This is a genomic window from Pseudomonas atacamensis, assembly GCF_017167965.1.
Lineage (GTDB): Bacteria > Pseudomonadota > Gammaproteobacteria > Pseudomonadales > Pseudomonadaceae > Aquipseudomonas > Aquipseudomonas atacamensis.
On the sequence record NZ_CP070503.1, the window covers coordinates 1,705,029 to 1,730,719 of the forward strand.

Consider the following 25,691-nt stretch of genomic DNA (forward strand, 5'->3'; position numbering starts at 1 on the left):
GCATCCCGCTGATCTGTTGACACATGCGTGCATCCGGCACGCGACATGGGCGCAGTGTAGCGATTTGCAGGCGGGCAATCTTGCGGAAAATGCAGCGCCGCCCACGCACTCGTTCGTCCGACAGGTCAAGCTTGTGTTGCCCGCTGTCGGACAATCTTGAATAATCCGCCAACTGAGAATTACTTGCAGATACTCATGACTCCTGTTTCCGTTGGCCAGCCACGCATCCTTTCCATTGAAGACGATCCGGTCCTCGGCGCGTATGTGCACGAGCATCTGGGCCGCAGCGGTTTTCAGGTGACTTGGTGCCAGAACGGCCAGGAAGGTCTGAACATCGCCCAGTGCCAGCCTTTCGACGTGGTGCTGATGGATATTCTGCTGCCGGGGCTCGATGGTCTGCAGTTGTTGACGCAATTGCGGCAGAGCCATTCGACGCCGGTGCTGCTGATGTCGGCGCTGGGTGCCGAGGCCGATCGCATCAGTGGTTTCCGCCTCGGCGCCGATGACTATTTGCCCAAGCCGTTCAGCATGGCCGAGTTGCATGTGCGCATCGAAGCGATCCTGCGCCGGGTGGCCCTGGATCGGCGCCCGCCTGCTATTAATGCTGCGGTGGTCAGCGGCACCCTGCGTTTCGATGACGAACAGTGCGACGTGTTTTTCCGCGAGCAAGCGGCCGGGCTGACCCGCAGCGAATTCCGTCTGCTGGAAACCCTGCACCGCAACAACGAGGAGGTGCTGAGCAAAGCCTTCCTTTATCAGCATGTCCTGCAACGCGGCTTTGCGGCGCACGACCGCAGCCTCGACATGCACATCAGCCAGATCCGCCGCAAACTCAAAGCCATCGGTTACACCGAGCGCGAAGTGCGCACGGTGTGGGGCAAGGGCTATGTCTTGAGTGGCGCCGATGAAACTGTCTGAGCTGCCGGGGCGGCATTCGCTGTTCTGGAAACTGGCGTGCCTGCTGGTGGCGTTCTGTCTGCTGATGATCTGGTTGAGCTGGTCGTGGGGCCGCTACATGGAGGAGCGCAATCAGTTCCTCTCCAGTGACGCGCGCAGCACCCTCAGCCGTTATGCCGCGCAAGCCGAACAGGCGTGGCAGCGCGGCGGGCGCAATGGTGTCGATGACTGGTTGCAGAGCATGGAATTGCGCGAGGCCAGTTGGGTCGGGGTGATCGGCGCTGATTTGCAGTCGCTGAGCAGCCAGCCGTTGAACGCGGCAGAGGTGCAGCACCTGACCTTTTTGCGCGGCCTCGACTGGCCGATCCACAAGAAGGGCCGACCCTGGCTGCGGGTACCGTTCCCTCAGGATCCGGCCGTCGGCATCCTCGTCATCGAGCTGCCTGAACGTTTTATCCCGGGCAAGTACCGGGTGTTCTGGCGCGTCATTACCAACGGCGTGATTCCCGGGCTGTTCACCCTGTTGCTCTGCGTCGGCTTGTACCGCCTGTTGGTGGTGCCGCTGAACAACCTGCGCGAACAGGCCAACGCCTGGCGCGCCGACCAGTTGAATGTGCGCCTGTCGAGCGGCATCACCCAGCGCCCGGACGAACTCGGTGAGCTGGCGCGGGCCTTCGATTCCATGTCCGAGCGCCTGCAAACCACGGTCGCCTTGCAGCAGCAATTATTGCGCGACCTGTCCCACGAACTGCGCACGCCGCTGAGCCGCCTGCGCGTGGCCAGTGAAAGCGAACAGGGCCTGGCGCAATTGCGCGAGCGCATCGGCCGCGAGGTCGACGGAATGCAACGTTTGGTCGAAGACACCCTGCAACTGGCCTGGCTCGACACCGACCGCTCGCCGTTGCCGGATGAAGCGATCCAGATTCAGGCGCTGTGGGAAATGCTCACCGACAACGCCTGCTATGAAAGCGGCTGGCCGAGTCTGCAACTGCAATGCTCGGTCGAGGCATCGTGCTGGGTGCGCGGCAACCTCAATACCCTGGCGCAAGCGCTGGAAAACATCCTGCGCAACGCCATCCGTCACTCGCCCGAGGGCGGGATTGTGCGTCTCGATGCACGGCGCGATGGCGAGTATTGGCATTTGTGGCTGGAGGATCAGGGCGGCGGCGTGGCTGACGAAGATCTGCAGCGGATCTTTTCGCCGTTCATTCGATTGGACGGCTCAAGGCCCGGGGGTGGTGGCTTTGGCCTGGGCTTGAGCATTGCCCGCAACGCGGTGCAGCGCCAGGGCGGGTTGCTCTGGGCGGAAAACACCGGGGCGGGGTTGCGGTTGAATTTGCGCTTGTTGGCGGATGATGGTGTCGCACCGACTGGCGCTATCGCTGGCAAGCCAGCTCCCACAGGGAGTTTCTGCCAAACACAAATCGTGTGAAGACTCGGTCTCTGTGGGAGCTGGCTTGCCAGCGATGAGGCCATCCGCATCGCTGCAGATGAAGTCTGGCGAACTTAAATGTCTCACCACTGGTTGGACTGTTGTCCCTTATTCCCATAAACCATAAGCACCGCACTTTGCGTGATATGGCCTGCGCGGGTTTGCCGGTATGATAGGCGCCCCCGCACGTCTGGATTGCGAATACGCCATGACCCTGCAGTACCCAACCATCGCCGATTGCGTCGGCAACACGCCGCTGGTGCGTTTGCAGCGCCTGCCCGGCGCCACCAGCAACACCCTTTTGCTCAAGCTCGAAGGGAACAACCCGGCGGGTTCGGTCAAGGACCGCCCGGCGTTGTCGATGATCACTCGCGCCGAGTTGCGCGGGCAGATCAATCCCGGCGATACGCTGATCGAGGCGACCTCTGGCAATACCGGTATCGCGCTGGCGATGGCCGCTGCGATCAAGGGTTACAAGATGATCCTGATCATGCCGGACAACTCCAGTGCCGAGCGCAAGGCAGCGATGACCGCTTACGGTGCCGAGCTGATCCTGGTGACTCAGGAAGAGGGCATGGAAGGCGCCCGCGATCTGGCCCAGCGTATGGAAGCCGAAGGCCGTGGCAAGGTGCTCGACCAGTTCGCCAATGGCGACAACCCCGAAGCGCACTACACCACCACCGGCCCGGAAATCTGGCGTCAGACCCAGGGCAGCATCACCCATTTCGTCAGTTCGATGGGCACCACCGGCACCATCATGGGCGTGTCGCGCTACCTCAAAGAACAGAGCGACAGCGTGCAGATCGTCGGTCTGCAACCAATGGAAGGCTCGGCCATTCCCGGCATCCGCCGCTGGCCGCAGGAATACCTGCCGAAGATCTATCAGGCTGACCGTGTCGACCGCATCGTCGACATGGCGCAAAGCGAAGCCGAAGACGTCACCCGGCGCTTGGCCCGCGAAGAAGGCATCTTCTGCGGCGTGTCCTCGGGCGGTGCGGTGGCAGCGATGCTGCGCTTGTCCAAAGAAGTTGAAAACGCGGTGATCGTCGCGATCATCTGCGACCGTGGCGACCGTTACCTGTCGACCGGCATTTTCGACGCGCCGAACTGATGGCCAAACACGAGAGAGGCCTGCGCTTCCAGCCCACCGGCGGCAGCAAGGCGCCACAGATCCCGACCGGCAAAAAGCAGCGCTTGAGTATCGAGCGCCTGGCCAATGACGGTCGCGGTATCGCGTTTTTCGAAGGCAAAACCTGGTTCGTACTCGGCGCCCTTGCCGGTGAAGAGGTCGAAGCACGGGTGCTCGGCGCCCACGGCAAAGTGGTCGAGGCGCGCACCGAACGGGTATTCACTGCCAGCGAATTGCGTCGTCCGGCAGCGTGCGCGCACTTCGGCCGCTGTGGCGGTTGCAGCGTTCAGCACTTGCCCCACGACGAACAACTCGCCCTGAAACAGCGCATGCTCGCCGAGCAATTGTCGCGGGTGGCTGGTGTCGAACCTGAAGAATGGGCGGCGCCGCTGACCGGCCCGGAATTCGGTTACCGTCGGCGCGCGCGGATCGCCGTGCGCTGGGACATGAAGGCAAAAAAACTCGAAGTGGGTTTCCGCGCTGCCGGCAGTCAGGACATCGTCGCGATCAGCGAATGCCCGGTGCTGGTACAGCCCTTGCAGCCGATCATGACTCGCTTGCCGGAGATGCTGCGGCGCCTGAGCAAACCGCAAGCGTTGGGCCATGTCGAGTTGTTCAGCGGCTCATCACTGGCGGTATTGCTGCGGCACATGGCGCCGTTGTCCGAAGCGGATCTGAGCATCCTCAAGGATTTCTGCCGGTTTCATGAAGCGCAGTTGTGGTTGCATGGCGAAGGTGAACCGCAACCGGTCGAAGCCGGACAGAGCCTCGGTTATCGCTTGGAACAGTGGAATCTCGAGCTGGCTTATCGGCCGGGTGACTTCGTTCAGGTCAACGCCGGGGTCAACGAAGCGATGATCGCCCAGGCGCTGGACTGGCTGAAACCGACGGCTGAAGAACGCGTGCTCGACCTGTTTTGCGGGTTGGGAAATTTTGCGCTACCGCTGGCTAAAAGCGTGCGTGAAGTGGTGGCGGTGGAGGGCGTGCAGACCATGGTCGAGCGCGCCGCTGCCAACGCCGTCAGTAACAATTTGCATAACACAAAGTTTTTTCAAGCCGATTTATCCCAGCCTTTGAGCGATGCCCAGTGGATCGGAAACGGCTTTTCTGCGGTACTCTTGGACCCACCGCGTGACGGTGCTTTCGAGGTGGTGCGCAAGCTCGCGACCCTGGGTGCCAAACGGTTGGTATACGTGTCGTGCAACCCGGCCACGCTGGCGCGCGACACGCAGGAATTGATCAAGCAGGGCTACCGGTTAAAACGTGCCGGGATTCTCGATATGTTTCCTCAGACGGCGCATGTCGAGGCCATGGCGTTATTTGAAGCGAGCCAGGACGGCTCGTCTGAATCCGTCTGATCTGTCCGCGCAGCGCTCGCCTGAGCCCCGCGAGCGCGAACGGACACTGAGGATCAGCGATTTGACGCATTGAATCTGCGTCGTAGGGAAGGTAAAGCAGCATGGTACAGGTGAGAGCACACCAGCCGATCAACACCGACGGCAGTATCAATCTCGAGGCCTGGCTCGATCACGCGGTCAGTGTCGATCTGGCACTGGATCGCGAGGCCTTGAAAGAAGCCTGCGAGTTCGCTCGCGAGGCCGAACAGCAGTCCAATGCGAAGAAGAACCTGTGGGCCGAAGGCTCCGGCAGTTTCAGCACGGGCCTTGAGATCGCCGAGATCCTCGCCGACCTCAAGCTCGATCAGGATTCGCTGGTCGCCGCCGTGTTGTATCGCGGCGTGCGCGAAGGCCAGATCGAGCTGGCGGCCATCGGCCAGCGCTTCGGTCCGGTAGTGGCCAAGCTGATCGACGGCGTGCAGCGCATGGCGGCCATCAGCGCCAGTCTCAGCCCACGGCAATCGATGGTCATGGGCACCCAAGGGCAGGTCGAGAACCTGCGCAAGATGCTCGTGGCCATGGTCGATGATGTGCGCGTTGCGCTGATCAAACTGGCCGAACGCACCTGCGCGATCCGTGCGGTGAAAACCGCCGACGATGAAAAGCGCAACCGCGTCGCTCGCGAAGTCTTCGACATCTATGCGCCACTGGCGCATCGCCTCGGCATCGGTCACATCAAATGGGAGCTGGAGGACTTGTCCTTCCGCTATCTCGAACCCGATCAATACAAGCAGATCGCCAAGTTGCTCCACGAGCGGCGGCTGGATCGCGAGCGTTTCATCAGCGACGTGATGACCCAGCTCAAGGACGAACTGCAGGCCACCGGCGTCGACGCCGACATCAGCGGCCGGGCCAAACACATCTACTCGATCTGGCGCAAAATGCAGCGCAAGGGTCTGGAATTCAGCCAGATCTACGACGTTCGCGCGGTGCGCGTGCTGGTGCCGGAAATGCGCGACTGCTACACCGCGCTCGGCATCGTCCACACCCTGTGGCGGCACATCCCGAAAGAATTCGACGACTACATCGCCAACCCGAAAGAGAACGGCTACCGCTCGCTGCACACGGCGGTGATCGGTCCGGAAGGCAAGGTCCTCGAGGTGCAGATCCGCACCCATTCCATGCACGAAGAAGCCGAACTTGGCGTCTGCGCGCACTGGCGCTACAAGGGCACCGACGTCAAATCCGGCTCGAACCATTACGAAGAGAAAATCTCCTGGCTGCGTCAGGTCCTCGAATGGCATGAAGAGCTGGGTGATATTGGCGGTCTGGCCGAACAGTTGCGCGTCGACATCGAGCCCGATCGGGTCTACATCTTCACTCCAGACGGGCACGCCATCGACTTGCCGAAAGGCGCGACGCCGCTGGATTTCGCCTATCGGGTGCACACCGAAATCGGCCACAACTGCCGGGGCGCGAAGATCAACGGCCGTATCGTGCCGTTGAACTACAGCCTGCAGACCGGCGAGCAGGTCGAGATCATCACCAGCAAGCACGGCACGCCGAGCCGCGACTGGCTGAACCCGAACCTCGGTTACGTCACCACCTCGCGGGCGCGGGCGAAGATCGTCCATTGGTTCAAGTTGCAGGCTCGCGATCAGAACGTTGCGGCCGGTAAAACCCTGATCGAGCGCGAACTCAATCGCCTCGGCTTGCCGGCGGTGGATTTCGACAAGTTGGCCGAAAAGGCCAACATGAAAACCGCCGAAGACATGTTCGCCGCCCTCGGTGCCGGCGACCTGCGTCAGGCGCATCTGGTCAACCTTGCGCAGCAATTGGTCGAACCGGAGCGCGGCAACGAACAGTTGGAGCTGATCCCACGCAAGGCCACCGGTTACAAACCGGGCAAGCGCGGCGATATCCAGATCCAGGGCGTCGGCAACCTGATGACGCAAATGGCCGGTTGCTGCCAGCCGCTGCCGGGCGATGCGATTGTCGGTTACATCACCCAGGGCCGTGGCGTGAGCATTCACCGTCAGGACTGCGCCTCGGTGCTGCAACTGGGCGGGCGCGAGCCGGAGCGGATCATTCAGGTCAGCTGGGGCCCGGTGCCGGTGCTCACCTATCCGGTGGACATCATCATCCGCGCCTACGACCGTTCCGGGCTGCTGCGTGACGTCTCGCAGGTGCTGCTCAACGAGCGCATCAACGTGCTGGCGGTCAACACCCGCTCGAACAAGGAAGACAACACCGCGCTGATGTCGCTGACCATCGAGATCCCCGGACTGGATGCGCTGGGGCGGCTGCTGGGGCGGATTTCGCAATTGCCGAACATCATCGAAACGCGACGTAACCGTACTCCGTGATGCAATTGATTGTTCCCTGTGGGAGCGAGCCTGCTCGCGAAGAGGGCGTGTCAGTCGACATCTTTGTTGCAGACACAGCGCTTTCGCGAGCAGGCTCGCTCCCACAATGGTTTTGTGGTGAGACAGAAAAATGATGTACAGCCTCGAAGATCTCCTCCACCTGATGTCCCGTCTGCGCGATCCGCAGTTCGGCTGTCCGTGGGACATCAAGCAAACCTACGCGACCATCGTCCCGCACACCCTCGAAGAAGCCTATGAAGTGGCGGATGCCATCGAGCGTGGCGATCTCGACCATTTGCAGGGCGAGTTGGGCGATCTGTTGTTTCAGGTGGTGTATTACAGCCAGTTGGCCAAGGAAGAGGGGCGGTTCGAATTTGCCGGGGTGATCGACAGCATCACGCGCAAACTGATCCGCCGTCATCCACATGTGTTCCCGACGGGCGATCTGTACGCGCCGCTCGACGTGCCGCGCTTGAGCGAAGAGCAGGTCAAGCAGCGCTGGGAAGAGATCAAGGCCGAAGAGCGCGCCGAGAAAGCCTCGGCGCCCGAGCAGTTGTCCTTGCTCGACGACGTGCCGGCCACGTTGCCGGCACTGTCGCGCTCGGCCAAGTTGCAGAAGCGCGCCGGGCAGGTCGGTTTCGACTGGCCGGACGCTTTGCCGGTGCTCGACAAGGTGCGCGAAGAGCTCGATGAAGTGCTCGAAGCCATGTCGGAAAATGATCCGGTGGCGGTGGCCGACGAGATCGGCGATCTGCTGTTTTCCGTGGTCAATCTGGCCCGGCATCTGAAGGTCGATCCGGAAACAGCCCTGCGCGGCGCCAATGGCAAGTTTGAAAGACGTTTCCGTTTTATCGAACAGGCATTGCGCGACACCCACCGTCCCATGGAAGATTGCACCCTCGAAGAGTTGGACGCCCTGTGGGGCGAAGCCAAACGCCAGGAAAAGAATGAGCCCAGCTGCGGCTGAGCCGTTGCCCAAGTGAGTAAGCATTGATGAGCCTTTCCCTTCGCGACCAGTTGCTCAAAGCAGGCCTGGTCAACCAAAAGCAGGCCAAGCAGGTCAGCAAAGACAAGCAGAAGCAACAGCGCCTAGCCCACAAAGGCCAGGCCGAGCTGGACGATTCGCAGCAGCGCGCCGCCCAGGAAGCCATGGCCGAGAAGGTCAAGCGCGACCAGGAGCTGAACCGTCAGCAGCAGGAGAAGGCCGAGGCCAAGGCCCGCGCCGCGCAGGTCAAGCAGTTGATCGAAGTCTCGCGTCTGCCCAAGCTGACCACCGAGGACTACTACAATTTCGTCGACGACAAGAAGGTCAAGCGCATCTCGGTCAACACGCTGATGCGCAACAAGCTCAGCAGCGGTTCGCTGGCGATCGTGCACCACAACGGCGGCTATGAAGTGATTCCCCGTGAAGCGGCGCTGAAGATCCAGGAGCGCGACCCGCAGCGCATCGTTCAGCTCAACGTGCAGACCGAAGAGGTCAACGCTGAGGACGATCCGTACGCGGCGTACCAGATCCCTGACGATCTGATGTGGTAAATCCACGGCTGTAACAACGACGAACCCCGCTCATGGCGGGGTTTGTCGTTTTCAAATGCTGTGTTGTTTCAGGCGGACTTCAGTTCTCTTTGCTGTTCCTGCACTTCCAGTTCGGCCTTGTAGTTATGGGCATCGATTTCGTTGTGGAACATGCCGACCAGCAAGTCTTGTTGATGCACATCCCAGATACGGATGCCGGCGGCCAGGCCTTCGTGGGACATGTGTGAATCGTCGCGTTCAGTTACTTTTACAGTCATCTGCTAGCTCCAGATCTCAAGTTACTGCACCAAGGCGTGTGCAGGACTCTGTTATAGGATTTGTTAGTCAGCTAAGTAAACCGCCAATTGGCGCAAGGTGTTGTTGCGGATTTCGCAACAAAGCTGGAGGCCGCGTAAACCGCGACATTCGGTCGCAGGGTAGTAAGTTTCATGACAGAAGTTTCATCTCCAGAACGCTCTGGGTCCCTGTCTTTGATCGTTCCCACGCTCCGCGTGGGAATGCCTCTGGGGACGCTCCGCGTCCAGTGACGCAGAGCGTCACGGGCTGCATTCCCACGCAGAGCGTGGGAACGATCAATATCGCATTCGCGAGCAGGCTCGCTCCCACAGGGTTTTGCGGTGTACCTGCTATTTTCTGCAGGCCAAAAAAAACGCCCCGAACCAGTCGGGGCGTTTTCATGTGCGGCTCAGCGGTGGGGAATTACTTGCCTTCCCAGCGCTTCAGCACCAGCGTGGCGTTGGTGCCGCCAAAGCCGAAGCTGTTGCTCATCACGGTGTTGATGGTGGCGTTCTCGCGGGTCTTGGTCAGCACCGGCAGATCGGCCACTTCCGGGTCGAGCTCGTCGATGTTGGCGGAACCGGCGATGAAGTTGCCTTCCATCATCAGCATGCAGTAGATCGCTTCGTGCACGCCGGCGGCGCCCAGGGAGTGACCGGACAGGCTCTTGGTCGAGCTGATCGCTGGAGCCTTGTCGCCGAACACTTCACGCACACCTTTCATTTCCGCAACGTCGCCGACCGGAGTCGAAGTGCCGTGGGTGTTCAGGTAGTCGATCGGGGTGTCGACGGTGGACAGCGCCTGCTGCATGCAGCGGATCGCGCCTTCGCCGCTCGGGGCGACCATGTCGTAGCCATCGGACGTTGCACCGTAGCCAACGATCTCGGCGTAGATCTTCGCGCCACGGGCCAGAGCGTGTTCCAGCTCTTCGACGACAACCATGCCGCCGCCGCCAGCGATGACGAAACCGTCGCGGTCCTTGTCGTAGGCGCGGGAAGCTTGTTCCGGGGTGTCGTTGCGCTTGCTGGACAGGGCGCCCATCGCGTCGAACAGGAACGACTGGCTCCAGTGCTCTTCTTCACCGCCACCGGCGAAGACGATGTCCTGCTTGCCCATCTGGATCTGTTCCATGGCGGTACCGATGCAGTGAGCACTGGTGGCGCAGGCAGAAGCGATGGAGTAGTTCAGGCCCTTGATCTTGAACGGCGTGGCCAGGCAAGCGGAAACGGTGCTGCTCATGGTCCGCGTGACGCGGTACGGGCCAACGCGCTTCACGCCTTTCTCACGGAGGATGTCCAGCGCTTCCATCTGGTTCAGCGTGGAAGCACCGCCGGAACCGGCGATCAGGCCGGTACGCGGGTTGGACACCTGCTCTTCGGTCAGGCCGGAGTCAGTGATGGCGTCTTTCATGGCCAGGTAGGCATAAGCCGCTGCATGGCCGACGAAGCGATAGATCTTGCGATCGATCAGCTCTTCAAGGTTGAGGTCGATGGAGCCGGAAACCTGGCTACGCAGACCCATTTCAGCATATTCCGGGTTGAACCGGATGCCAGGGCGGCTTGCACGCAGGTTAGCGGAGACGGTCTCTTTGTCATTGCCCAGGCACGAAACGATGCCCAGACCAGTGATAACGACGCGGCGCATGCGAATAACCCTTAGAAGTTGTCAGTGGAGGTGAACACGCCGACGCGCAGGCCTTCGGCGGTGTAGATTTCGCGTCCGTCGACACTGACCGAACCATCGGCGATGGCCATGTTCAGCTTGCCCTTGAGGACGCGTTTGATATGAATGTTGTAAGTGACTTTCTTGGCGGTCGGCAGCACCTGACCGAAGAATTTCACTTCGCCCGAACCCAGCGCACGGCCGCGGCCCGGCAGGCCTTGCCAGCCCAGGAAGAAACCGACCAGTTGCCACATGGCATCCAGACCCAGGCAGCCCGGCATCACCGGATCGCCTTCGAAATGGCAGGCGAAGAACCACAGATCAGGGTTGATATCCAGCTCGGCGACCAATTCACCTTTGCCGTACTTGCCGCCTTCTTCGCTGATATGGGTGATGCGATCCACCATCAGCATGTTCGGGGCGGGCAGTTGCGCGTTACCTGGGCCGAACAGCTCACCGCGACTGCAGCGCAGCAGGTCTTCCCGAGTAAAGGCGTTTTGTTTGGTCATGCGAGCTCCTCAATAATCCCATGCGGCAGGTGGGGCAGATCTTCCCGACCGTTCAAGGCGTTCATGCCTCGAACCGGCAGCCTACTCATAGACTATTGCGTTGTGGTGAAAGTCACAGCACCAAGGACATGAATGTACACTTGTGCACTGAAATTTTTAATCAAGCCCCTTTTGGGGCTCGTTCGGGTGCCTAAGACTGCCGCACTTTCGCTTTTCACGCCAGTCGCAGATGGTCGAAAGGCCCACACTACGACACCCAGCGCTGCAAAATCTGCTGCAGGTCATTGCGTTTGAACGGCTTGGCCAGGTAATCGTTCATCCCCGCTGCCAGACAGGTTTCGCGATCGCCCTGCAAGGCGTTGGCGGTCAGCGCGATGATCGGCACATCGCGGCGTCCGGGCAGGTCGCGGATCTGCCGCGTGGCCTCGTAGCCGTCGATGATCGGCAGCCGGCAATCCATCAGAATCACTTCGAATTCGCCACCCTCGGCACTGCGCACCGCTTGCGCGCCATCGGTCGCCACGCTGACGGCAAAGCCGAGGCTGCGCAGCATCGCTTCGATCACGGTCTGGTTGACCGGATTGTCTTCGACCAGCAACACATGGCGTCCCTCGCCCTGACCACTGCCGTTCAGGGTGCGCGGCGCGGCCAGCGCTGGCATTGCCTGCTTATAGAGCGCCAATGGAATTTCCAGAGTGAATACCGAACCGCGTCCTTCCTCACTCTGTGCGCGCAAGGTGCCGCCCATGCGTTCGGCCAAAGTCCGTGCGATCGGCAGACCAAGACCGGTGCCACCGTAGCGACGGGAGATCGAACTGTCGGCCTGCTGGAAGGCATTGAACATCAGCTCCAGACTTTCCGAAGAAATGCCGATGCCGCTGTCGCGCACCGAGCAGGTGAACCACAGCAGTTCATGATCCAGCGATTGCCATTGCGCCTCGATGCTGACCCGGCCCTGCTCGGTGAACTTCAAGGCATTGCCGACCAGATTGACCAGAATCTGCCGGATCCGCGTCGGATCGCCCTGCACCTGCAAGCCGCGCATGTCGTCGGGAATGCGCAGATTCAGCGCCAGGCCTCGCTGCACCGCGCTGTGCTGGAACGACTGCGCGCAGGCGCCGATCAGCTCGGCGAGATTGAACGGGATGTGCTCAAGCTCCAGCTCCGAACGTTCGATTCGCGAGAAGTCGAGAATGTCATTGATGACCTTGAGCAGATGTTCGGTCGACTCCGAAGCGAGCGCGGCGTATTCGACTTGCTCCTCGGTCATCTCGGTGGTTTCGAGCAACTGCAACATGCCCAGCACGCCGTTCATGGGCGTGCGCAGTTCATGGCTCATCATCGCCAGAAAATCCGATTTGGCGTTGTTGGCCTTTTCCGCCTCTTCGCGGGTCTGGATCAGCTGCGCCATCGCCTGTTGCTGCTCACGACTGGCCTGCTCCAGCGCTTGGGCAAGGTTGTTGATGTGTTGTGACAGCGCGCCCAGTTCAGTGTCATCGACAATCGGCAACGGGGTTTTGTAATCGCCTTCCTGAATCGCCTTGACCGCATCGCCGATGTCGCGGATCGGCTGCGACAGACTGCCGGCCAAACGACGGGCGACGACAAAAGTGAAGAGCAGGGCGAACAGCGCGAGAATCCCGGCCTTGAACAGGATCTCCTGCTGGCGCTGACTGAACGCATCGTTGGACAGGCCGACGATCACTCGCCCCAGATAATCCTCGCCGGCGGCGCTGTTGCTGACTTTGCCGTCCTGGAAAAAATCATTGTGCAAGGCGATCCGCTGCAAACGCACCGGCGCCTGGAACACTTCGACCTGATGCGGGCGGCTGTGGCTGTCGGCCGGTTGTTCGACATAAACCAGAATTCGGTTGGCGCTGTCCTGCACTTCGAGAAAGCGCACGTTGGGCGTGGCCAGTGTCGCCTTGAGCAGGCTTTCCAGCACTTCGTTGTTGCCGGAGATCACCCCGTATTCCGTGGCAGGCGCCAGTTGGTTGGCAATCAACTGGCCAGTGTGGTTCAGCTCCTGACGCAAGTCCTGGATGCGCACGAAGGTAAAGAAGCTGATCAACAGCAGCGTCAGCAACAGCGCCGGGCCGAGGCTGATCAGCTGCGTGCGGGTGTTGATGTCCCAACGGCGGCGAAAATTCATGGGCGGCGCTCTCCTTCGGCCAAGGCACTGGCGACAGATGCTTCATTCAGCGGTTCGATGCCTAAGGAACGAGCCACCTGCGCATTACTTGAGACTTTGAAACGAGCGGGGTAAAGCGCTCGCGGCCAGGCGCTGGTGGGCTGATCGAGCAAATGGTCGAGGACCGCCAGCCAGTCGCTCTGATCGCTGTAGGTACTGGCAAGGCTGCCAGCGCGAACGAATGCAATGTTGGGGCCGATCAGCGCAACCTGCCGCGAGTAGCTGCTGAGCAAGAGGTTTTTTGCCGTCTGCGAGTTGTACAGGTCGGGATCGTCGAGGCCGAGCAAGACATCGCTGCTTTTCAGCACCGCTTGCAGCGGACGGCTGTCGTGAATGTTGTCCCAGCGCTGACTGACAATCTCCAGATTCAACGGCCGTGCAGCCGCGCGCAATTCGTCAATGAGGAATTCGCCGTGCTCATCGAACAGCACGCCGACCCGCCGCGCCTGCGGCAAGATCCGCCGGATCAGTTGCAATTGCCGGCTCAGCGGCGGATCGCTCCAGAGCAGACTCAGGCGCGCCGGTTGGGCATCGGCGAAACGCTGGCGCGCCTGCAAGCGGCTGATGCGCAACACCAGCGTCGACGGGCCTTGTGAGTCTTGCAGACGCCAGTCGAGGCTGGGCAGATCGAGCAGGATCAAGCGCAGACTGGCCGGCAGTTTGCCCGGTGCGGGCAAACTCGCCAGCGGCTGGAACCGCACATTGTCGGTCGGGCGCAGTTCACTCAGCGCTTGTACGAAGGCCTGCACGCCGGGGCTTTCCTCGGCGCCGGTCAATAGAATATCCGCCGCCTGCACCGCGACGCCGTGCAGCCACGCGGTCATGAACAGGCAGAGCCCGGCCAGCCAGTGGCCAAGGGTGGGCGTCTTCCGTGACGGGCCGGTGCGCATCCTAGAACTCCAGCTCGGCACTGAAATACATCACCCGGCGTTCATCGTAATTATTGTCGACGAAGGTGTTCGGCTGATGGTCGAGGCGCTGTTGCAGCACGCCGGCCAATTGCAGCTGAGCTTTGCCAATGGCGATGCGTTTGGCGATGCGCGTGTCGACGCGTTCGAAGCGATAGCCGTTGAGCGCGTTGTCGCCGTAATAGAAGAGGGCGCTGTTCCAGCCATGGCCCCAATTGCGCAGCCAACCGGCGGAACCGCTGTTGCGCGAGGTGAACTGTTGGTCCAGCGGATTGCTCGCCTCGGCGTCGACGAAGGCGTAGGTCAAACGCAAGCGGTCGGCGCTGCTGAGGCGCCAGTCGAGTTGCGTTTCGGTGCCGCGAAAGCGCGAGCTGTTGGCGTTGCTGGCGATGTACTGGTTGTTGCGCAGCGGCTCGCTGATCATCCCGGTGATTTCGTCGTAGAACAGCTTCACGTCCACGGCCAGCCCGAGTTCGGCGAAGTAGCCGTTGTAGCCCAATTCCCGCGAGCGCATGTGTTCCTGATCGAGATCACCGGGACCACGGGTCTTGACGAAATAGCGCGCCGACGACTGGCCGTAAGCCGAGGGTCGCAGGTTGCTGACCTGATAGCTCCAATTGACGTTGTTCTCGAACATGTCCGGCGAACGGATCGCTTCCGAGTACACCGCGCGCAGGCCATGACGCGGGTTGATCAGGTAGTTGACCGCGAAGCGCGGGGTCAGCGAACTGCCGATCAGTTGCGTGTCTTCGAACATCGCTCCGCCCTGCACCAGCCAGTGCTCGGTGGCGCGCCATTCCAGTTGGCCGAAGGCGCGCCAGGTGGTGTCGTCGAGGGTGCCGTTGAAGTAGGTTTCGGAATCGGCGCGGTCGTAGCGGTAATTCAGGCCGCTGACCAGGCGCAGGCTGTCGGACAGGCTGAGGGTGTCCTGCAGCTCGAGGTCGTAGCGCGATTCGCGGGCGCTCTGGTCGATATCGCCGCACAAGGTCTGGCTGGCACCGTTGCGCCATTGCTCGAGCACTTGATTGGCCAGCGCCATTTCCTGCGGCGTGCCGGGTGCCGCGCCGGGGCCGGTGAACTGGTTGATGTTGCGCGCCAGCCGTTCGGTGTAATTCGGGTTGAGCTGCCACAGCTGCGCCAGCTCGGGGCTGAACGACACCTCGGCATCGCAGGCGCGCCAGACTTGCTGGCGATCCCAGTGCTGCGCCGAACCTTGCACATAAAGGCTGTGTTCGGGGTTGATATCGAGGTTCCAGCGCACCGAACCGGCGTAATCCTTGGCCACCACGTCGGAATTGTTCCCGGCGTCGGTAATCCCCGAGAACACCGGGCGGTAGGTATAAGGCCGCTGATTGCTACCGTCCTTGGCGTTGAGCTGCCAGTCGAGGCTTTGCCCTTCATTGAGGTCGTGGCTGACCGCCAGGCTCAGACGATTCAAGCGTCGACTGTCGCGATAATCGGCGCCGTTGCGGTCGCTGTCGAAACCGTCGTCTTCCTGGCCGGACAGCGACAGGCGCAGATCACCGCCATCCCACCCGGTGCCCTGACTGGCATAAAAGTCGTTGATGCCACGCTGGCCGCGCGTGATCTTCAAACGCGTGCCATGGCTGTCGGCCGGGTGGCGGGTGATGATGTTGATCACCGCCATCAGCGCGTTGGCGCCGTAGCTGACCGTGTTCGGGCCGCGAAACACCTCGATCCGGTCAATGTCTTCCATCGCTACCGGGATATCGCTCCAGTCCACCGTCGCCAGGCCGGCGCGGTACACCGAGCGGCCATCGATCAACACTTGCATGCGCCGTGCTTCGCTGGCGTTGGTGCCGTGGTAATTCACCGCCGGCTGATTGCCGTTGATGCTGCCAACCATCATCCCAGGCACCAGTCGCAGTAGCTCGCTGATGTCGCGGGCACCGCTGGCGCTGATCAGTTCGCTGTCGAGAACGGTCATGCTTCCCGGCACTTCCGCCGGCGTCTGCTTCAGGCGCGTAGCGGTAAGCACCTGCGGCAGCGTCTGGCTGTCGACGAACAGATCGTCCGCCAGCACCAGCGGGCTGAACATCAGCGCGAGTAACAGGGGCGAGCGCGGGGGAGGAGGGCCAGAAAACACGACACAGCCTGCAGAGAGAAGAATTGGCGCGCATGTTAACCGAGGGCGGCGACTTTTCCAGTGACGTTGCAGGCATTTTCCTAGGTTTTATTGGTCTTCTTCCTACAAATGTCGGTAATTGTTGCTGGGGCTGGCCGCCATCAGGTCGCCCCGTATAATGCCCGGCATCGCCACTGGTATGGATTAACGGATTGCATATGACTGAACAGCGCCCGATTGCGGTCCTGGGAGGCGGAAGTTTTGGTACCGCCGTGGCCAATCTGCTGGCCGAGAACGGCCATCAAGTCCTTCAGTGGATGCGTGACCCCGAGCAGGCCGAGGCCATCCGGGTCAATCGCGAAAACCCGCGTTACCTCAAAGGCATCAAGATTTTGCCAGGGGTGACCGCTGTCACCGACCTGCAAGCCACTCTCGATGCCTGCGATCTGTGCTTTGTCGCGCTGCCATCCAGCGCCTTGCGCACGGTACTCGCCGCCCACGCCGAGCGTTTGAGCGGCAAGATGCTGGTCAGCCTGACCAAGGGCATTGAAGCGCAGACCTTCAAGCTGATGAGCCAGATTCTCGAAGAGATCGCCCCGCAGGCGCGCATCGGCGTGTTGTCCGGTCCGAACCTGGCGCGGGAAATCGCCGAGCACGCACTGACCGCCACGGTGGTCGCCAGTGAAGACGAAGAACTGTGCAAAGCGGTGCAAGCCGCCCTGCACGGGCGCACCTTCCGCGTCTACGCCAGCGCCGACCGTTTCGGTGTCGAGCTGGGCGGGGCGTTGAAAAACGTTTACGCGATCATCGCCGGCATGGCGGTGGCATTGGAAATGGGCGAGAACACCAAGAGCATGCTGATCACTCGCGCCTTGGCCGAGATGACCCGCTTTGCGGTGAATCAGGGCGCCAACCCGATGACCTTCCTTGGTCTGGCCGGGGTTGGCGATCTGATCGTCACCTGTTCATCGCCCAAAAGCCGCAACTACCAGGTGGGCTTCGCCCTCGGTCAGGGCTTGAGCCTCGACGAAGCGGTGTCGCGTCTTGGCGAGGTCGCCGAAGGGGTCAACACCCTCAAAGTGCTCAAGGCCAAGTCCCAGGAAGTCGGCGTGTACATGCCGCTGGTCGCCGGGCTGCACGCGATCCTGTTCGAGGGACGCACGCTGGAGCAGGTGATCGGTCTACTGATGCGTGCCGAGCCGAAAACCGACGTCGACTTTATTTCCACCAGCGGTTTCAACTGATTCAGCTGTTACACGGACAGGAAGCAAGCCATGAACGATTCGAAAAGCGAAACCCAGTACGAATCCATCCTCCTGCGGGTGTTGTGGATGATCGTTTATCTGCTGGTCTGGCAAGTCGCGCAGTTCATCCTCGGCGCGGTGGTCTTGGTGCAACTGATCTACCGCCTGATCTACGGCGCACCGAGCGCCAGCCTGATGAATTTTGGCGACAGCCTCAGCCAGTTCCTCGCGCAGATCGGCCGCTTCGGCACGTTTCACAGTGACCAGAAGCCCTGGCCGTTCGCCGACTGGCCAGCGCCGCGCACCCCGGAAGGGGAAGCGCCGCACACCGTCGCCCCGACCGCGCACCCGGTGCGCGATGAGGAGCCCAAGCTATGAAACTGTGGGTATTGCGTCATGGTGAGGCGGTGCCTCACGGCTCGAAAATCGATTCCGAGCGCGAGCTGACCGAGCATGGTCGTAAAGAAGTCCTGCGCAGCGCGGCGCATCTGATGGGCCAGCCGCTGACGGCGATTTACGCCAGCCCTTATCTGCGCGCGCAGCAGACCGCGCAGATCGTGCGCGAGGCGCTGGGGTTCGAGCCGGAGATCCGTACGGTCGAGTGGCTGACGCCGGAGAGCGATCCGGACAAGGTCGCCGAGCAATTGGTCGCGGTGAGCAATGTGCTGCTGGTCAGCCACAACCCGTTGGTGGGCGATCTGCTCAGCTATCTGCAGCACGGCGCCGGGCATCCGTCGGAGAAGGTCAGTACAGCGGGGCTGGCGGAGCTTGAGCACAGCGAACTGCTGATCGGCTCGATGAAGCTCAACAGCCTCAAGCACCCTTAACGCCATATCCCTGTGGGAGCGAGCCTGCTCGCGAAGGCGGCGTGTCATTCACCCTTTTTGGGGCTGACATACTGCATTCGCGAGCAGGCTCGCTCCCACAATGATTTCTGCCAACCCATGAAATTATTTGTTTGAAAATTCCAACCAAGCACTTGCTTGGTTGACTACGCTTGCTCCAGACCAAAAAAAACAGGAGCGAGTCGCATGTCTGCCGCCTTCCGTTTGCCGCTGGACGTGTTCTACGAACGGGAAGCCCGGCACCCGCGCCAGCGCTTTCTGGTGCAGCCCATCGGCGGTGGTCAGGTGGAGACGCTGACGTGGGCCGATGTCGGCCATCAGGCCCGCTGCGCCGCGCACTGGTTGCGGGCGCGGGAGCTGCCGCCCGGCAGCCACATCGCCCTGATCTCGAAAAATTGCGCGCACTGGATCATCGCCGATCTGGCGATCTGGATGGCCGGACATGTGTCGGTGCCGCTGTACCCCAATCTCACCGCCGAGTCCGTGGCGCAGGTGCTGACGCATTCGGAAAGTGCGCTGGCGTTCATCGGCAAGCTCGATGACTGGGTGGGCATGGCGCAAGGCGTGCCGACGGGCCTGCCGACCATCAGCCTGCCGCTGCATCCGCCAGGCGAGTTCGATTACAGCTGGGCGGACCTGCAGAGCTGTTCGCCAATCCAGGACGATCCACGTCCCGCCGCCGAGCAATTGGCGACGATCATTTACACCTCCGGCACCACCGGCCTGCCCAAAGGCGTGATGCACAGTTTCGCCAATCTCGGTTTCGCCACCAGTCGTGGCACGCAGCTGTTCGGGCTCAATGAGAACGATCGGCTGCTGTCGTATCTACCGCTGTGCCACGTCGCCGAGCGCATGTTTGTCGAACTGGCGTCGATCTATACCGGGCAGACGGTGTTCTTCGCTGAAAGCCTCGACACCTTCATCACCGATCTGCAGCGCGCGCGGCCGACCGCTATGTTCGGCGTGCCGCGTATCTGGACCAAATTCCAGATGGGCGTGTACAGCAAGATTCCGGCGCAGCGCCTGGATTTTCTCCTCGGCCTGCCCTTCATCGGCAAGCGGGTCGGGCACAAAGTGCTGGCCGGGCTCGGCCTGGATGCCTTGCGCGTGGCGTTGTCCGGCGCCGCGCCGGTGCCGCAGACCTTGCTCGCCTGGTATCAGAAACTTGGCCTCGATGTGCTGGAGGTCTACGGCATGACCGAGGGCTGCGGTTATTCGCATATCTGCCTGCCGGGGCGATACAAGCAAGGCTGGATTGGCCAGCCGTGCCCTGAAGTCGAGGTGCGCATCGATGAGTCCGGCGAAGTGCAGGTGCGCAGCCAGGCCAACATGCTCGGCTATTTCAAGGAACCGCAGAAAACTGCTGAGACACTCACCGCAGACGGCTTTCTGCGCACCGGCGACAAGGGTGAGCAGGACAGCGAAGGGCGCCTGCGCCTGACCGGGCGACTCAAGGAAATCTTCAAGACCAGCAAGGGCAAATACGTCGCACCGGCGCCGATCGAAAACCGCCTGGCGGTGCATTCGCGCATCGAACAAGTGTGCGTGGTCGGCGATGGCCTGAGTGCACCGCTGGGGTTGTGCGTGCTGTCCACCGTCAATCAGCAAGAGCCTCGTGCCAGTCTGCACGCGAGCCTGGAAAAGCTGCTGGAAGAGGTCAACGCCGCCCTCGACAAGCACGAACGCCTGCGCCGGCTGGTGGTGGTCAAGGACAACTGGGCGGTGGATAACGGCTTCCTCACGCCAACCCTGAAAATCAAACGCAACGTCATCGAAGACCGCTACGGCGCACGCTTCGAAGAATGGAGCGCGCGCAGCGAGGCGGTGCTGTGGCAGGATTGAGCATCGATTACAACAACAAAGGAAGTCTGCGATGAGCTTGTGGCGTACTACTCCCGACATCGAACAGTTGAACGCAATCCAGAAGAACACCATTGGCGAAGTGCTGGATATTCGCTTCGAAGCCTTCGACGAACAGTCGCTGACCGCGAGCATGGTCATCGACCATCGCACCCACCAGCCTTACGGCCTGCTGCATGGCGGCGCATCGGTGGTGCTGGCGGAAACCGTAGGTTCGATGGCCAGTTATCTGTGCATCGATGCCAGCAAGTTCTATTGCGTCGGCCTGGAGATCAACGCCAACCACTTGCGCGGCTTGCGCAGCGGGCGGGTGACGGCGGTGGCCACGCCGATTCATATCGGGCGCACCACGCATGTCTGGGACATCCGTTTGACCAGCGACGAAGGCAAGGCCAGTTGCGTATCGCGCCTGACCATGGCGGTGGTGCCGCTGGGGGAACAGCCGCCGCTGCGTTGACAGGTTGTAGATCAAAAGATCGCAGCCTTCGGTGTTGTGGTCTTTTGCTTGCGAAGCGTCTCCACCACCATTTCTGGCAGTTATGGTCATTGCTGTGGCGCCGGGTCTTGCGGACAATCAACGCCACGATTCCCGCTCATGGATTTGCCCGCATGTCGCAACCGATCTTTTTCGCCCACGCCAACGGCTTCCCCTCGGGGACCTATGGCAAGTTGTTCGCGGCGCTGGCGCCGGAGTATCGGGTCGCGCATCTGGAGCAGCACGCCCATGACCCGCGTTTTCCGGCAGACGACAACTGGTACAACCTGGTCGATGAATTGATCCATCACCTCGAGCAGCAGGAGCAGCCGGTATGGGGCGTCGGCCACTCCTTTGGCGGTCTGCTGCACTTGCACGCGGCGTTGCGCTGTCCCGAGCTGTATCGCGGCGTGGTGATGCTCGACTCGCCGGTGCTGACCCGCACCGATCAGTGGGTGATTCGCGCGGCCAAGCGCTTTGGTTTCATTGACCGGCTGACCCCGGCCGGGCGCACCCTCGGACGCCGTGAAGAATTCGCCGATCTCGACAGTGCACGCAGTTACTTTTCCGGCAAAACCCTGTTTCGCGGCTTCGACCCGGAATGCTTCGATGCCTACCTGCAACACGGTTTGCATCAGGTCGACGACAAGCTGCGTCTGCGTTTTGACCCAGCCACGGAAATCAGCATTTATCGCGGCGTGCCGCACACCAGTCCGGGGCGCACCCGCCAGTTGCAGGTGCCGCTGGCCATCGTGCGCGGGCACAAGAGCCGGGTGGTCATGCGCCATCACACACGTTTCGTCTCGCGCCTGCCCCAGGGCGAGGCGCTGAGCATGCCTGGCGGGCACATGTTCCCGCTGGAGCGCCCGCAGGACACGGCTCGGCTGCTCAAGAATCTGTTCATGCGCTGGGAACAGCGGCAGAACAAGGATTGCGCATGAGCCCGACCTGCGAAGAAGTGCGCCTGAACCTGCCGCACATCGAGTTGGCCGCGCATCTGTTCGGCCCCGAGGACGGCTTGCCGGTGATCGCGTTGCACGGTTGGCTCGACAACGCCAACAGCTTCGCGCGGCTGGCGCCGAAGCTCCACGGTTTGCGTATCGTCGCGCTGGATATGGCCGGCCATGGTCATTCCGCTCATCGGCCAAGCGGCGCCGGTTATGCCCTGTGGGACTACGCCCATGATGTGCTGCAAGTCGCCGAGCAGCTGGGCTGGAAGCGTTTCGGCCTGCTCGGGCATTCGATGGGCGCGATTGTCTCGATGGTGCTGGCCGGTTCGCTGCCTGAACGCATCAGCCATCTGGCGCTCATCGATGGCGTGATTCCTCCGACAGACAAAGGCGAAAACGCCGCCGAGCGCATGGGCATGGCCCTGCAGGCGCAACTCGATTTGCGCGAAAAGCGCAAACCGGTCTACAGCAGCCTCGAGCGTGCCATTGAGGCGCGGATGAAAGGCCTGGTGGCAGTCAGTCGCGAGGCCGCCGAACTGTTGGCCCAGCGCGGTTTGATGCCGGTGCCCGGCGGTTACACCTGGCGCACCGACAATCGCCTGACCCTGCCATCGCCGCTGCGCCTGACGGAAGAACAGGCAATGGCATTTGCCTCGCGCGTCGGTTGCCCGGCGCATCTGGTGGTCGCGGCGGATGGCATGCTGGCCAGGCATCCTGAGTTGCTCCAGCGTCTACCCTTCGGTCACGAACAGTTGCCGGGCGGGCATCATCTGCACCTGAATGACGAGGCTGGCGCAGGTCTTGTAGCAGACTGTTTCAATCGCTTCTTCGCCATGCCTTGACTTGCTACCGGCAACTGCCGAGGCTGGGCGGGTTGAAACAGGAGACAAACTTGATGGATTTCTATACCGCTGCGACCCCGACCCGCCCAGCCATGACCGTCCGGTGAGCCTGACTATGCGGCCACTCAGTCTTTTCGCGCTGTGCTGCTTCAGCTCCTTGTCCTTCGCTGCCGATGTGCCGGGCAGCCAGGATCTGCAAATCGTGCCGCGTCTGGCCGACGCACAGATCGTCGACTATCGCCCGGCGGCCGAGCTGGAGCGCATCTACCCGCTGGGTTCGATCCGCAAGATCAGCGGCCAGTTGCGCTTCGACGGCCAGGTCACCGCCCGCGGCCAGACCACCTCGGTAACCTACGAGTTGCCGCCGGAACATTCCGCCACCGAAGCCTTTACTGCCGCCCGCGAAGCCCTGCAACAGCAGGATGCCGAATTGCTGTTCTGGTGCCAGGCCCGCGATTGCGGCGAAAGCAGCCTGTGGGCCAACGAGGTGTTCGGCAACGCCAAGCTGTATGGCGCTGACGAACAACAGGCCTATCTGTTGCTCAGGCTGGCGGCGCCAAAGGACAACACGCTGGTGGCGCTCTACAGCATCACTCGCGGCAATCGCAAAGCCTATCTGCATGTCGAACAGTTCGAGGCGACTGCGCCGTTGGGCGAGTTGTTGCCGACCTCGGCGACCCTGCTGCGCCAGTTGAAAAGCACCGGCGAGCTGGATTTCCCGAAACTCGCTGATGAGCCGGATGCCACCTGGTTGCGCCTGATTTCCCGTGGCCTGAATCTCGACACGACCTTGCGGGTCACGGTTTCCGGGCCCAAGGCCGAAGCCTGGCGCCAGGCGTTGATCACTCAGGGTGTGCGGGCGACCCGGATGGAAACCGGCAATCTCGAAGGCTCTGGCCTGCGCATCGACCTGTTGCGATAAGCTGTGCCGGGCGAGCACGCACGCGGTGTTCGCCTACTCTTTCGCTGACTGACTTTGCCGGGACTTTCCATGCTCAATAACGATCGCCTGCTGGTGCAGATTCTGCTGCTGGTGTTATTCGGTGCCAGCCTGTGGGTGATGGCGCCGTTCTGGTCGGCGCTGTTCTGGGGCGCGGTGCTGGCGTTCGCCAGTTGGCCGCTGATGCGTTTATTGACCCGCGCGCTCAATGGCCGCGAATCGCTGGCCGCGTTGATCCTGACACTGGGCTGGATGTTGCTGGTGGCGGCGCCGCTGGTGTGGCTGGGTTTCAATCTTGCCGATCATGTGCGCGATGCCACGGCATTCATCAAGGATGTGCAGGTCGACGGTTTGCCGGAAGCGCCGACCTGGCTTGGCAGCGTGCCTTTGGTCGGTGAGCGACTGGTGGCGATGTGGGACAGCATCGATCAGCAGGGCGCGGCGTTGATGGTCTCGATCAAGCCGTATCTGGGCCAGGTCGGTAACTGGCTGCTGGCGCGCAGTGCGCAGATCGGCGGCGGGATTCTCGAGCTGACGCTGAGCCTGGTGTTCGTGTTCTTTTTCTACCGTGACGGGCCACGACTGGCGGCGTTTGTGCACAGTCTGCTGCAGCGCTTGATTGGCGATCGTGCCGGTTATTACATCGAATTGGTGGCGGGCACGGTGCAGCGGGTGGTCAACGGTGTGATTGGTACGGCGGCGGCGCAGGCGGTGCTGGCGTTGATCGGCTTTTTCATTGCCGGGGTCCCTGGGGCGCTGGTGCTGGGGATCGTCACGTTTATGCTGAGTCTGATTCCGATGGGGCCACCGCTGGTGTGGGTGCCGGCCACGGCTTGGCTGGTGTGGAAGGGTGAGTACGGGATGGCGATCTTTCTCGGGATCTGGGGGACGTTCATCATCAGTGGCGTGGACAATGTGCTCAAGCCGTATCTGATCAGCCGTGGCGGCAATCTGCCGTTGGTGATTGTGTTGCTCGGGGTGTTTGGCGGGTTGATTGCGTTTGGCTTTATCGGGTTGTTTATTGGGCCTACTTTGTTGGCGGTGGCTTATAGTCTTTTGACGGATTGGAGTAAGAGTCAGGCTCGGGTCTAGGGGGGGCTTGGCGGCCTTTGGGCCGACCATGCTCTTGGGGTTTTGGGTGAATATCCGTTTCTGCGGGTGTTGCGGATTACGGTTCCGCCCTTACGGCGGGTCACCTTTTTCAAACGCCAAAAAGGTAACCCAAAAGGCTTGCTCCTGCGTTCGGCCCTCGCAGGCTCGGGTTCCTTCGCTGCGGGATCGATCCGGGCGCAGCGGCTACGGTTTGCTTCGCTGCACCTCCTTCCGCTGTGTCTGGCTGCGCCAGACGGTCGCTGCGCTCCCACGCCCGGATCAATCCCTCCACTCAGCCTTCCGACGTCGCCGGTGGATCAAGATCAAGAGCACTCGAGCTTGCGCTCATTGTTGAGTGGGGCGGCTTCGCCGCGGCAGCTGCGCTGCTTTGCTTTTGCTTTTGCTTTTGCTTTTGCTTTTGATTTTGATTTTGTGGGAGCGAGCCTGCTCGCGAATGCGGCCTGGCAGCCACCCATCTCTCTCTGAAACCACTCGATGCCTGTGGGAGCTGGCTTGCCAGCGATAGCGCCCTCACATCCAACCAATATCTGCCGAATACACTCAGTTTCATTGTGGGAGCGAGCCTGCTCGCGAAGGCGGCCTGGCAGCCAACCCATCTCTCTCTGAAACCACTCGGTCCTGTGGGAGCTGGCTTGCCAGCGATAGCGCCCTCACATCCAACCAATATCTACCGAATACACTCAGTTTCATTGTGGGAGCGAGCCTGCTCGCGAAGGCGGCCTGGCAGCCACCCATCTCTCGCTGAAACCACACGATCCCTGTGGGAGCTGGCTTGCCAGCGAGAGCGCCCTCACATCCAACCAATATCTACCGAATACACTCAGTTTCGTTGTGGGAGCGAGCCTGCTCGCGAAGGCGGCCTGGCAGCCAACACATCTCTCTCTGAAACCACTCGATCCCTGTGGGAGCTGGCTTGCCAGCGATAGCGCCCTCACATCCAACCAATATCTACCGAATACACTCAGTTTCATTGTGGGAGCGAGCCTGCTCGCGAAGGCGGCCTGGCAGCCAACCCATCTCTCTCTGAAACCACTCGATCCCTGTGGGAGCTGGCTTGCCAGCGATTGCGCCCTCACATCCAACCAATATCTAC

Annotated in this window: 22 protein-coding genes; 16 read left to right on the forward strand and 6 right to left on the reverse strand. The window is 61.4% G+C overall.

Translation table 11 applies throughout. The features are described 5' to 3' along the window. The first annotated feature begins 195 nt into the window (after positions 1-195). The 7 genes from JWU58_RS07810 (at position 196) to JWU58_RS07840 (ending at position 8,697) form a co-directional block, all read left to right on the forward strand. Positions 196-918 carry a response regulator transcription factor gene (locus JWU58_RS07810; protein ID WP_206421718.1) on the forward strand — a complete coding sequence of 241 codons (723 nt, stop codon included), beginning with the start codon at positions 196-198 and terminating at the stop codon, positions 916-918. Then, on the forward strand, positions 905-2,329 hold the full coding sequence (locus tag JWU58_RS07815; RefSeq protein WP_206421719.1) for a sensor histidine kinase: 1,425 nt from the start codon (positions 905-907) through the stop codon (positions 2,327-2,329). The genes JWU58_RS07810 and JWU58_RS07815 overlap by 14 nt, the downstream gene beginning before the upstream one ends. 208 nt (positions 2,330-2,537) lie before the next feature. Beyond that, positions 2,538-3,440, forward strand: a complete 903-nt coding sequence (gene cysM, locus JWU58_RS07820) for a cysteine synthase CysM (protein ID WP_039757833.1) — start codon at positions 2,538-2,540, stop codon at positions 3,438-3,440. Then, complete coding sequence (gene rlmD, locus JWU58_RS07825) at positions 3,440-4,816, forward strand: 23S rRNA (uracil(1939)-C(5))-methyltransferase RlmD (protein ID WP_206421720.1); 1,377 nt, start codon at positions 3,440-3,442, stop codon at positions 4,814-4,816. The genes cysM and rlmD overlap by 1 nt, the downstream gene beginning before the upstream one ends. A gap of 101 nt (positions 4,817-4,917) precedes the next feature. Further along, on the forward strand, positions 4,918-7,161 hold the full coding sequence (relA, locus tag JWU58_RS07830) for a GTP diphosphokinase (protein WP_041479585.1): 2,244 nt from the start codon (positions 4,918-4,920) through the stop codon (positions 7,159-7,161). 133 nt (positions 7,162-7,294) lie between these two features. Further along, positions 7,295-8,128 (forward strand): nucleoside triphosphate pyrophosphohydrolase, encoded by an 834-nt coding sequence (gene mazG / locus JWU58_RS07835; protein WP_024013963.1) that lies wholly within the window; start codon positions 7,295-7,297, stop codon positions 8,126-8,128. Positions 8,129-8,154: 26 nt separating this feature from the next. Next, positions 8,155-8,697 carry a DUF2058 domain-containing protein gene (locus tag JWU58_RS07840; RefSeq protein ID WP_016773645.1) on the forward strand — a complete coding sequence of 181 codons (543 nt, stop codon included), beginning with the start codon at positions 8,155-8,157 and terminating at the stop codon, positions 8,695-8,697. Between the two features lie 68 nt (positions 8,698-8,765). On the opposite strand, the gene JWU58_RS07845 is transcribed toward JWU58_RS07840, so the two are convergent. The 6 genes from JWU58_RS07845 to JWU58_RS07870 all read right to left on the reverse strand — a co-directional run bounded on the left by JWU58_RS07845 (position 8,766) and on the right by JWU58_RS07870 (position 16,302). Continuing rightward, on the reverse strand, positions 8,766-8,954 hold the full coding sequence (locus JWU58_RS07845; protein ID WP_016773646.1) for a hypothetical protein: 189 nt from the start codon (positions 8,952-8,954) through the stop codon (positions 8,766-8,768). A 442-nt stretch (positions 8,955-9,396) separates the two neighbouring features. Then, entirely contained in the window at positions 9,397-10,617 is a 1,221-nt protein-coding gene (gene fabB, locus JWU58_RS07850) for a beta-ketoacyl-ACP synthase I (RefSeq protein WP_016773647.1), read from the reverse strand. 11 nt (positions 10,618-10,628) lie between these two features. Continuing rightward, the gene (fabA, locus tag JWU58_RS07855) at positions 10,629-11,144 is read right to left on the reverse strand and encodes a 3-hydroxyacyl-[acyl-carrier-protein] dehydratase FabA (protein WP_024013962.1); all 516 of its coding nucleotides are present in this window, start codon (positions 11,142-11,144) and stop codon (positions 10,629-10,631) included. 247 nt (positions 11,145-11,391) lie between these two features. Beyond that, positions 11,392-13,296, reverse strand: coding sequence for an ATP-binding protein (locus JWU58_RS07860; protein ID WP_137213916.1), 1,905 nt, complete (start codon positions 13,294-13,296; stop codon positions 11,392-11,394). Then, on the reverse strand, positions 13,293-14,225 hold the full coding sequence (locus JWU58_RS07865; RefSeq protein WP_206421721.1) for an ABC transporter substrate-binding protein: 933 nt from the start codon (positions 14,223-14,225) through the stop codon (positions 13,293-13,295). Before JWU58_RS07865 ends, JWU58_RS07860 begins: the two co-directional genes overlap by 4 nt. Before the next feature lies 1 nt (position 14,226). Further along, positions 14,227-16,302 (reverse strand): TonB-dependent receptor plug domain-containing protein, encoded by a 2,076-nt coding sequence (locus tag JWU58_RS07870; RefSeq protein WP_206421722.1) that lies wholly within the window; start codon positions 16,300-16,302, stop codon positions 14,227-14,229. Between the two features lie 245 nt (positions 16,303-16,547). Here JWU58_RS07870 and JWU58_RS07875 point away from each other — a divergent pair, with 245 nt between their 5' ends. The 9 genes from JWU58_RS07875 to JWU58_RS07915 all read left to right on the forward strand — a co-directional run bounded on the left by JWU58_RS07875 (position 16,548) and on the right by JWU58_RS07915 (position 24,577). Then, positions 16,548-17,573 carry an NAD(P)H-dependent glycerol-3-phosphate dehydrogenase gene (locus JWU58_RS07875; protein WP_024013958.1) on the forward strand — a complete coding sequence of 342 codons (1,026 nt, stop codon included), beginning with the start codon at positions 16,548-16,550 and terminating at the stop codon, positions 17,571-17,573. Positions 17,574-17,603: 30 nt separating this feature from the next. Next, positions 17,604-17,951 (forward strand): DUF4389 domain-containing protein, encoded by a 348-nt coding sequence (locus tag JWU58_RS07880; RefSeq protein ID WP_122507621.1) that lies wholly within the window; start codon positions 17,604-17,606, stop codon positions 17,949-17,951. Beyond that, the gene (sixA, locus tag JWU58_RS07885; RefSeq protein ID WP_125926509.1) at positions 17,948-18,400 is read left to right on the forward strand and encodes a phosphohistidine phosphatase SixA; all 453 of its coding nucleotides are present in this window, start codon (positions 17,948-17,950) and stop codon (positions 18,398-18,400) included. The genes JWU58_RS07880 and sixA overlap by 4 nt, the downstream gene beginning before the upstream one ends. A gap of 204 nt (positions 18,401-18,604) precedes the next feature. Further along, positions 18,605-20,260, forward strand: a complete 1,656-nt coding sequence (locus JWU58_RS07890; protein ID WP_206421723.1) for an AMP-binding protein — start codon at positions 18,605-18,607, stop codon at positions 20,258-20,260. A gap of 31 nt (positions 20,261-20,291) precedes the next feature. Further along, positions 20,292-20,735 (forward strand): hotdog fold thioesterase, encoded by a 444-nt coding sequence (locus JWU58_RS07895; RefSeq protein WP_016773655.1) that lies wholly within the window; start codon positions 20,292-20,294, stop codon positions 20,733-20,735. A 152-nt stretch (positions 20,736-20,887) separates the two neighbouring features. Beyond that, positions 20,888-21,694 (forward strand): alpha/beta fold hydrolase, encoded by an 807-nt coding sequence (locus JWU58_RS07900; protein WP_041479594.1) that lies wholly within the window; start codon positions 20,888-20,890, stop codon positions 21,692-21,694. After that, a complete protein-coding gene (locus JWU58_RS07905) occupies positions 21,691-22,545 on the forward strand; it encodes an alpha/beta hydrolase (protein ID WP_206421724.1) in 855 nt (284 codons plus the stop codon). Before JWU58_RS07900 ends, JWU58_RS07905 begins: the two co-directional genes overlap by 4 nt. Before the next feature lie 115 nt (positions 22,546-22,660). Next, positions 22,661-23,467, forward strand: a complete 807-nt coding sequence (locus JWU58_RS07910; RefSeq protein ID WP_206422168.1) for a DUF4892 domain-containing protein — start codon at positions 22,661-22,663, stop codon at positions 23,465-23,467. 69 nt (positions 23,468-23,536) lie between these two features. After that, entirely contained in the window at positions 23,537-24,577 is a 1,041-nt protein-coding gene (locus JWU58_RS07915) for an AI-2E family transporter (RefSeq protein WP_016773659.1), read from the forward strand. Positions 24,578-25,691: the final 1,114 nt, after the last annotated feature.

Bases quoted from the DNA above. Each gene is read 5' to 3' on its own strand.
- JWU58_RS07810 (WP_206421718.1), top strand. From the start codon at position 196: ATGACTCCTGTTTCCGTTGGCCAGCCACGCATCCTTTCCATTGAAGAC.
- JWU58_RS07815 (WP_206421719.1), top strand. From the start codon at position 905: ATGAAACTGTCTGAGCTGCCGGGGCGGCATTCGCTGTTCTGGAAACTG.
- cysM (WP_039757833.1), top strand. From the start codon at position 2,538: ATGACCCTGCAGTACCCAACCATCGCCGATTGCGTCGGCAACACGCCG.
- rlmD (WP_206421720.1), top strand. From the start codon at position 3,440: ATGGCCAAACACGAGAGAGGCCTGCGCTTCCAGCCCACCGGCGGCAGC.
- relA (WP_041479585.1), top strand. From the start codon at position 4,918: ATGGTACAGGTGAGAGCACACCAGCCGATCAACACCGACGGCAGTATC.
- mazG (WP_024013963.1), top strand. From the start codon at position 7,295: ATGTACAGCCTCGAAGATCTCCTCCACCTGATGTCCCGTCTGCGCGAT.
- JWU58_RS07840 (WP_016773645.1), top strand. From the start codon at position 8,155: ATGAGCCTTTCCCTTCGCGACCAGTTGCTCAAAGCAGGCCTGGTCAAC.
- JWU58_RS07845 (WP_016773646.1), bottom strand. From the start codon at position 8,954: ATGACTGTAAAAGTAACTGAACGCGACGATTCACACATGTCCCACGAA.
- fabB (WP_016773647.1), bottom strand. From the start codon at position 10,617: ATGCGCCGCGTCGTTATCACTGGTCTGGGCATCGTTTCGTGCCTGGGC.
- fabA (WP_024013962.1), bottom strand. From the start codon at position 11,144: ATGACCAAACAAAACGCCTTTACTCGGGAAGACCTGCTGCGCTGCAGT.
- JWU58_RS07860 (WP_137213916.1), bottom strand. From the start codon at position 13,296: ATGAATTTTCGCCGCCGTTGGGACATCAACACCCGCACGCAGCTGATC.
- JWU58_RS07865 (WP_206421721.1), bottom strand. From the start codon at position 14,225: ATGCGCACCGGCCCGTCACGGAAGACGCCCACCCTTGGCCACTGGCTG.
- JWU58_RS07870 (WP_206421722.1), bottom strand. From the start codon at position 16,302: ATGTTCAGCCCGCTGGTGCTGGCGGACGATCTGTTCGTCGACAGCCAG.
- JWU58_RS07875 (WP_024013958.1), top strand. From the start codon at position 16,548: ATGACTGAACAGCGCCCGATTGCGGTCCTGGGAGGCGGAAGTTTTGGT.
- JWU58_RS07880 (WP_122507621.1), top strand. From the start codon at position 17,604: ATGAACGATTCGAAAAGCGAAACCCAGTACGAATCCATCCTCCTGCGG.
- sixA (WP_125926509.1), top strand. From the start codon at position 17,948: ATGAAACTGTGGGTATTGCGTCATGGTGAGGCGGTGCCTCACGGCTCG.
- JWU58_RS07890 (WP_206421723.1), top strand. From the start codon at position 18,605: ATGTCTGCCGCCTTCCGTTTGCCGCTGGACGTGTTCTACGAACGGGAA.
- JWU58_RS07895 (WP_016773655.1), top strand. From the start codon at position 20,292: ATGAGCTTGTGGCGTACTACTCCCGACATCGAACAGTTGAACGCAATC.
- JWU58_RS07900 (WP_041479594.1), top strand. From the start codon at position 20,888: ATGTCGCAACCGATCTTTTTCGCCCACGCCAACGGCTTCCCCTCGGGG.
- JWU58_RS07905 (WP_206421724.1), top strand. From the start codon at position 21,691: ATGAGCCCGACCTGCGAAGAAGTGCGCCTGAACCTGCCGCACATCGAG.
- JWU58_RS07910 (WP_206422168.1), top strand. From the start codon at position 22,661: ATGCGGCCACTCAGTCTTTTCGCGCTGTGCTGCTTCAGCTCCTTGTCC.
- JWU58_RS07915 (WP_016773659.1), top strand. From the start codon at position 23,537: ATGCTCAATAACGATCGCCTGCTGGTGCAGATTCTGCTGCTGGTGTTA.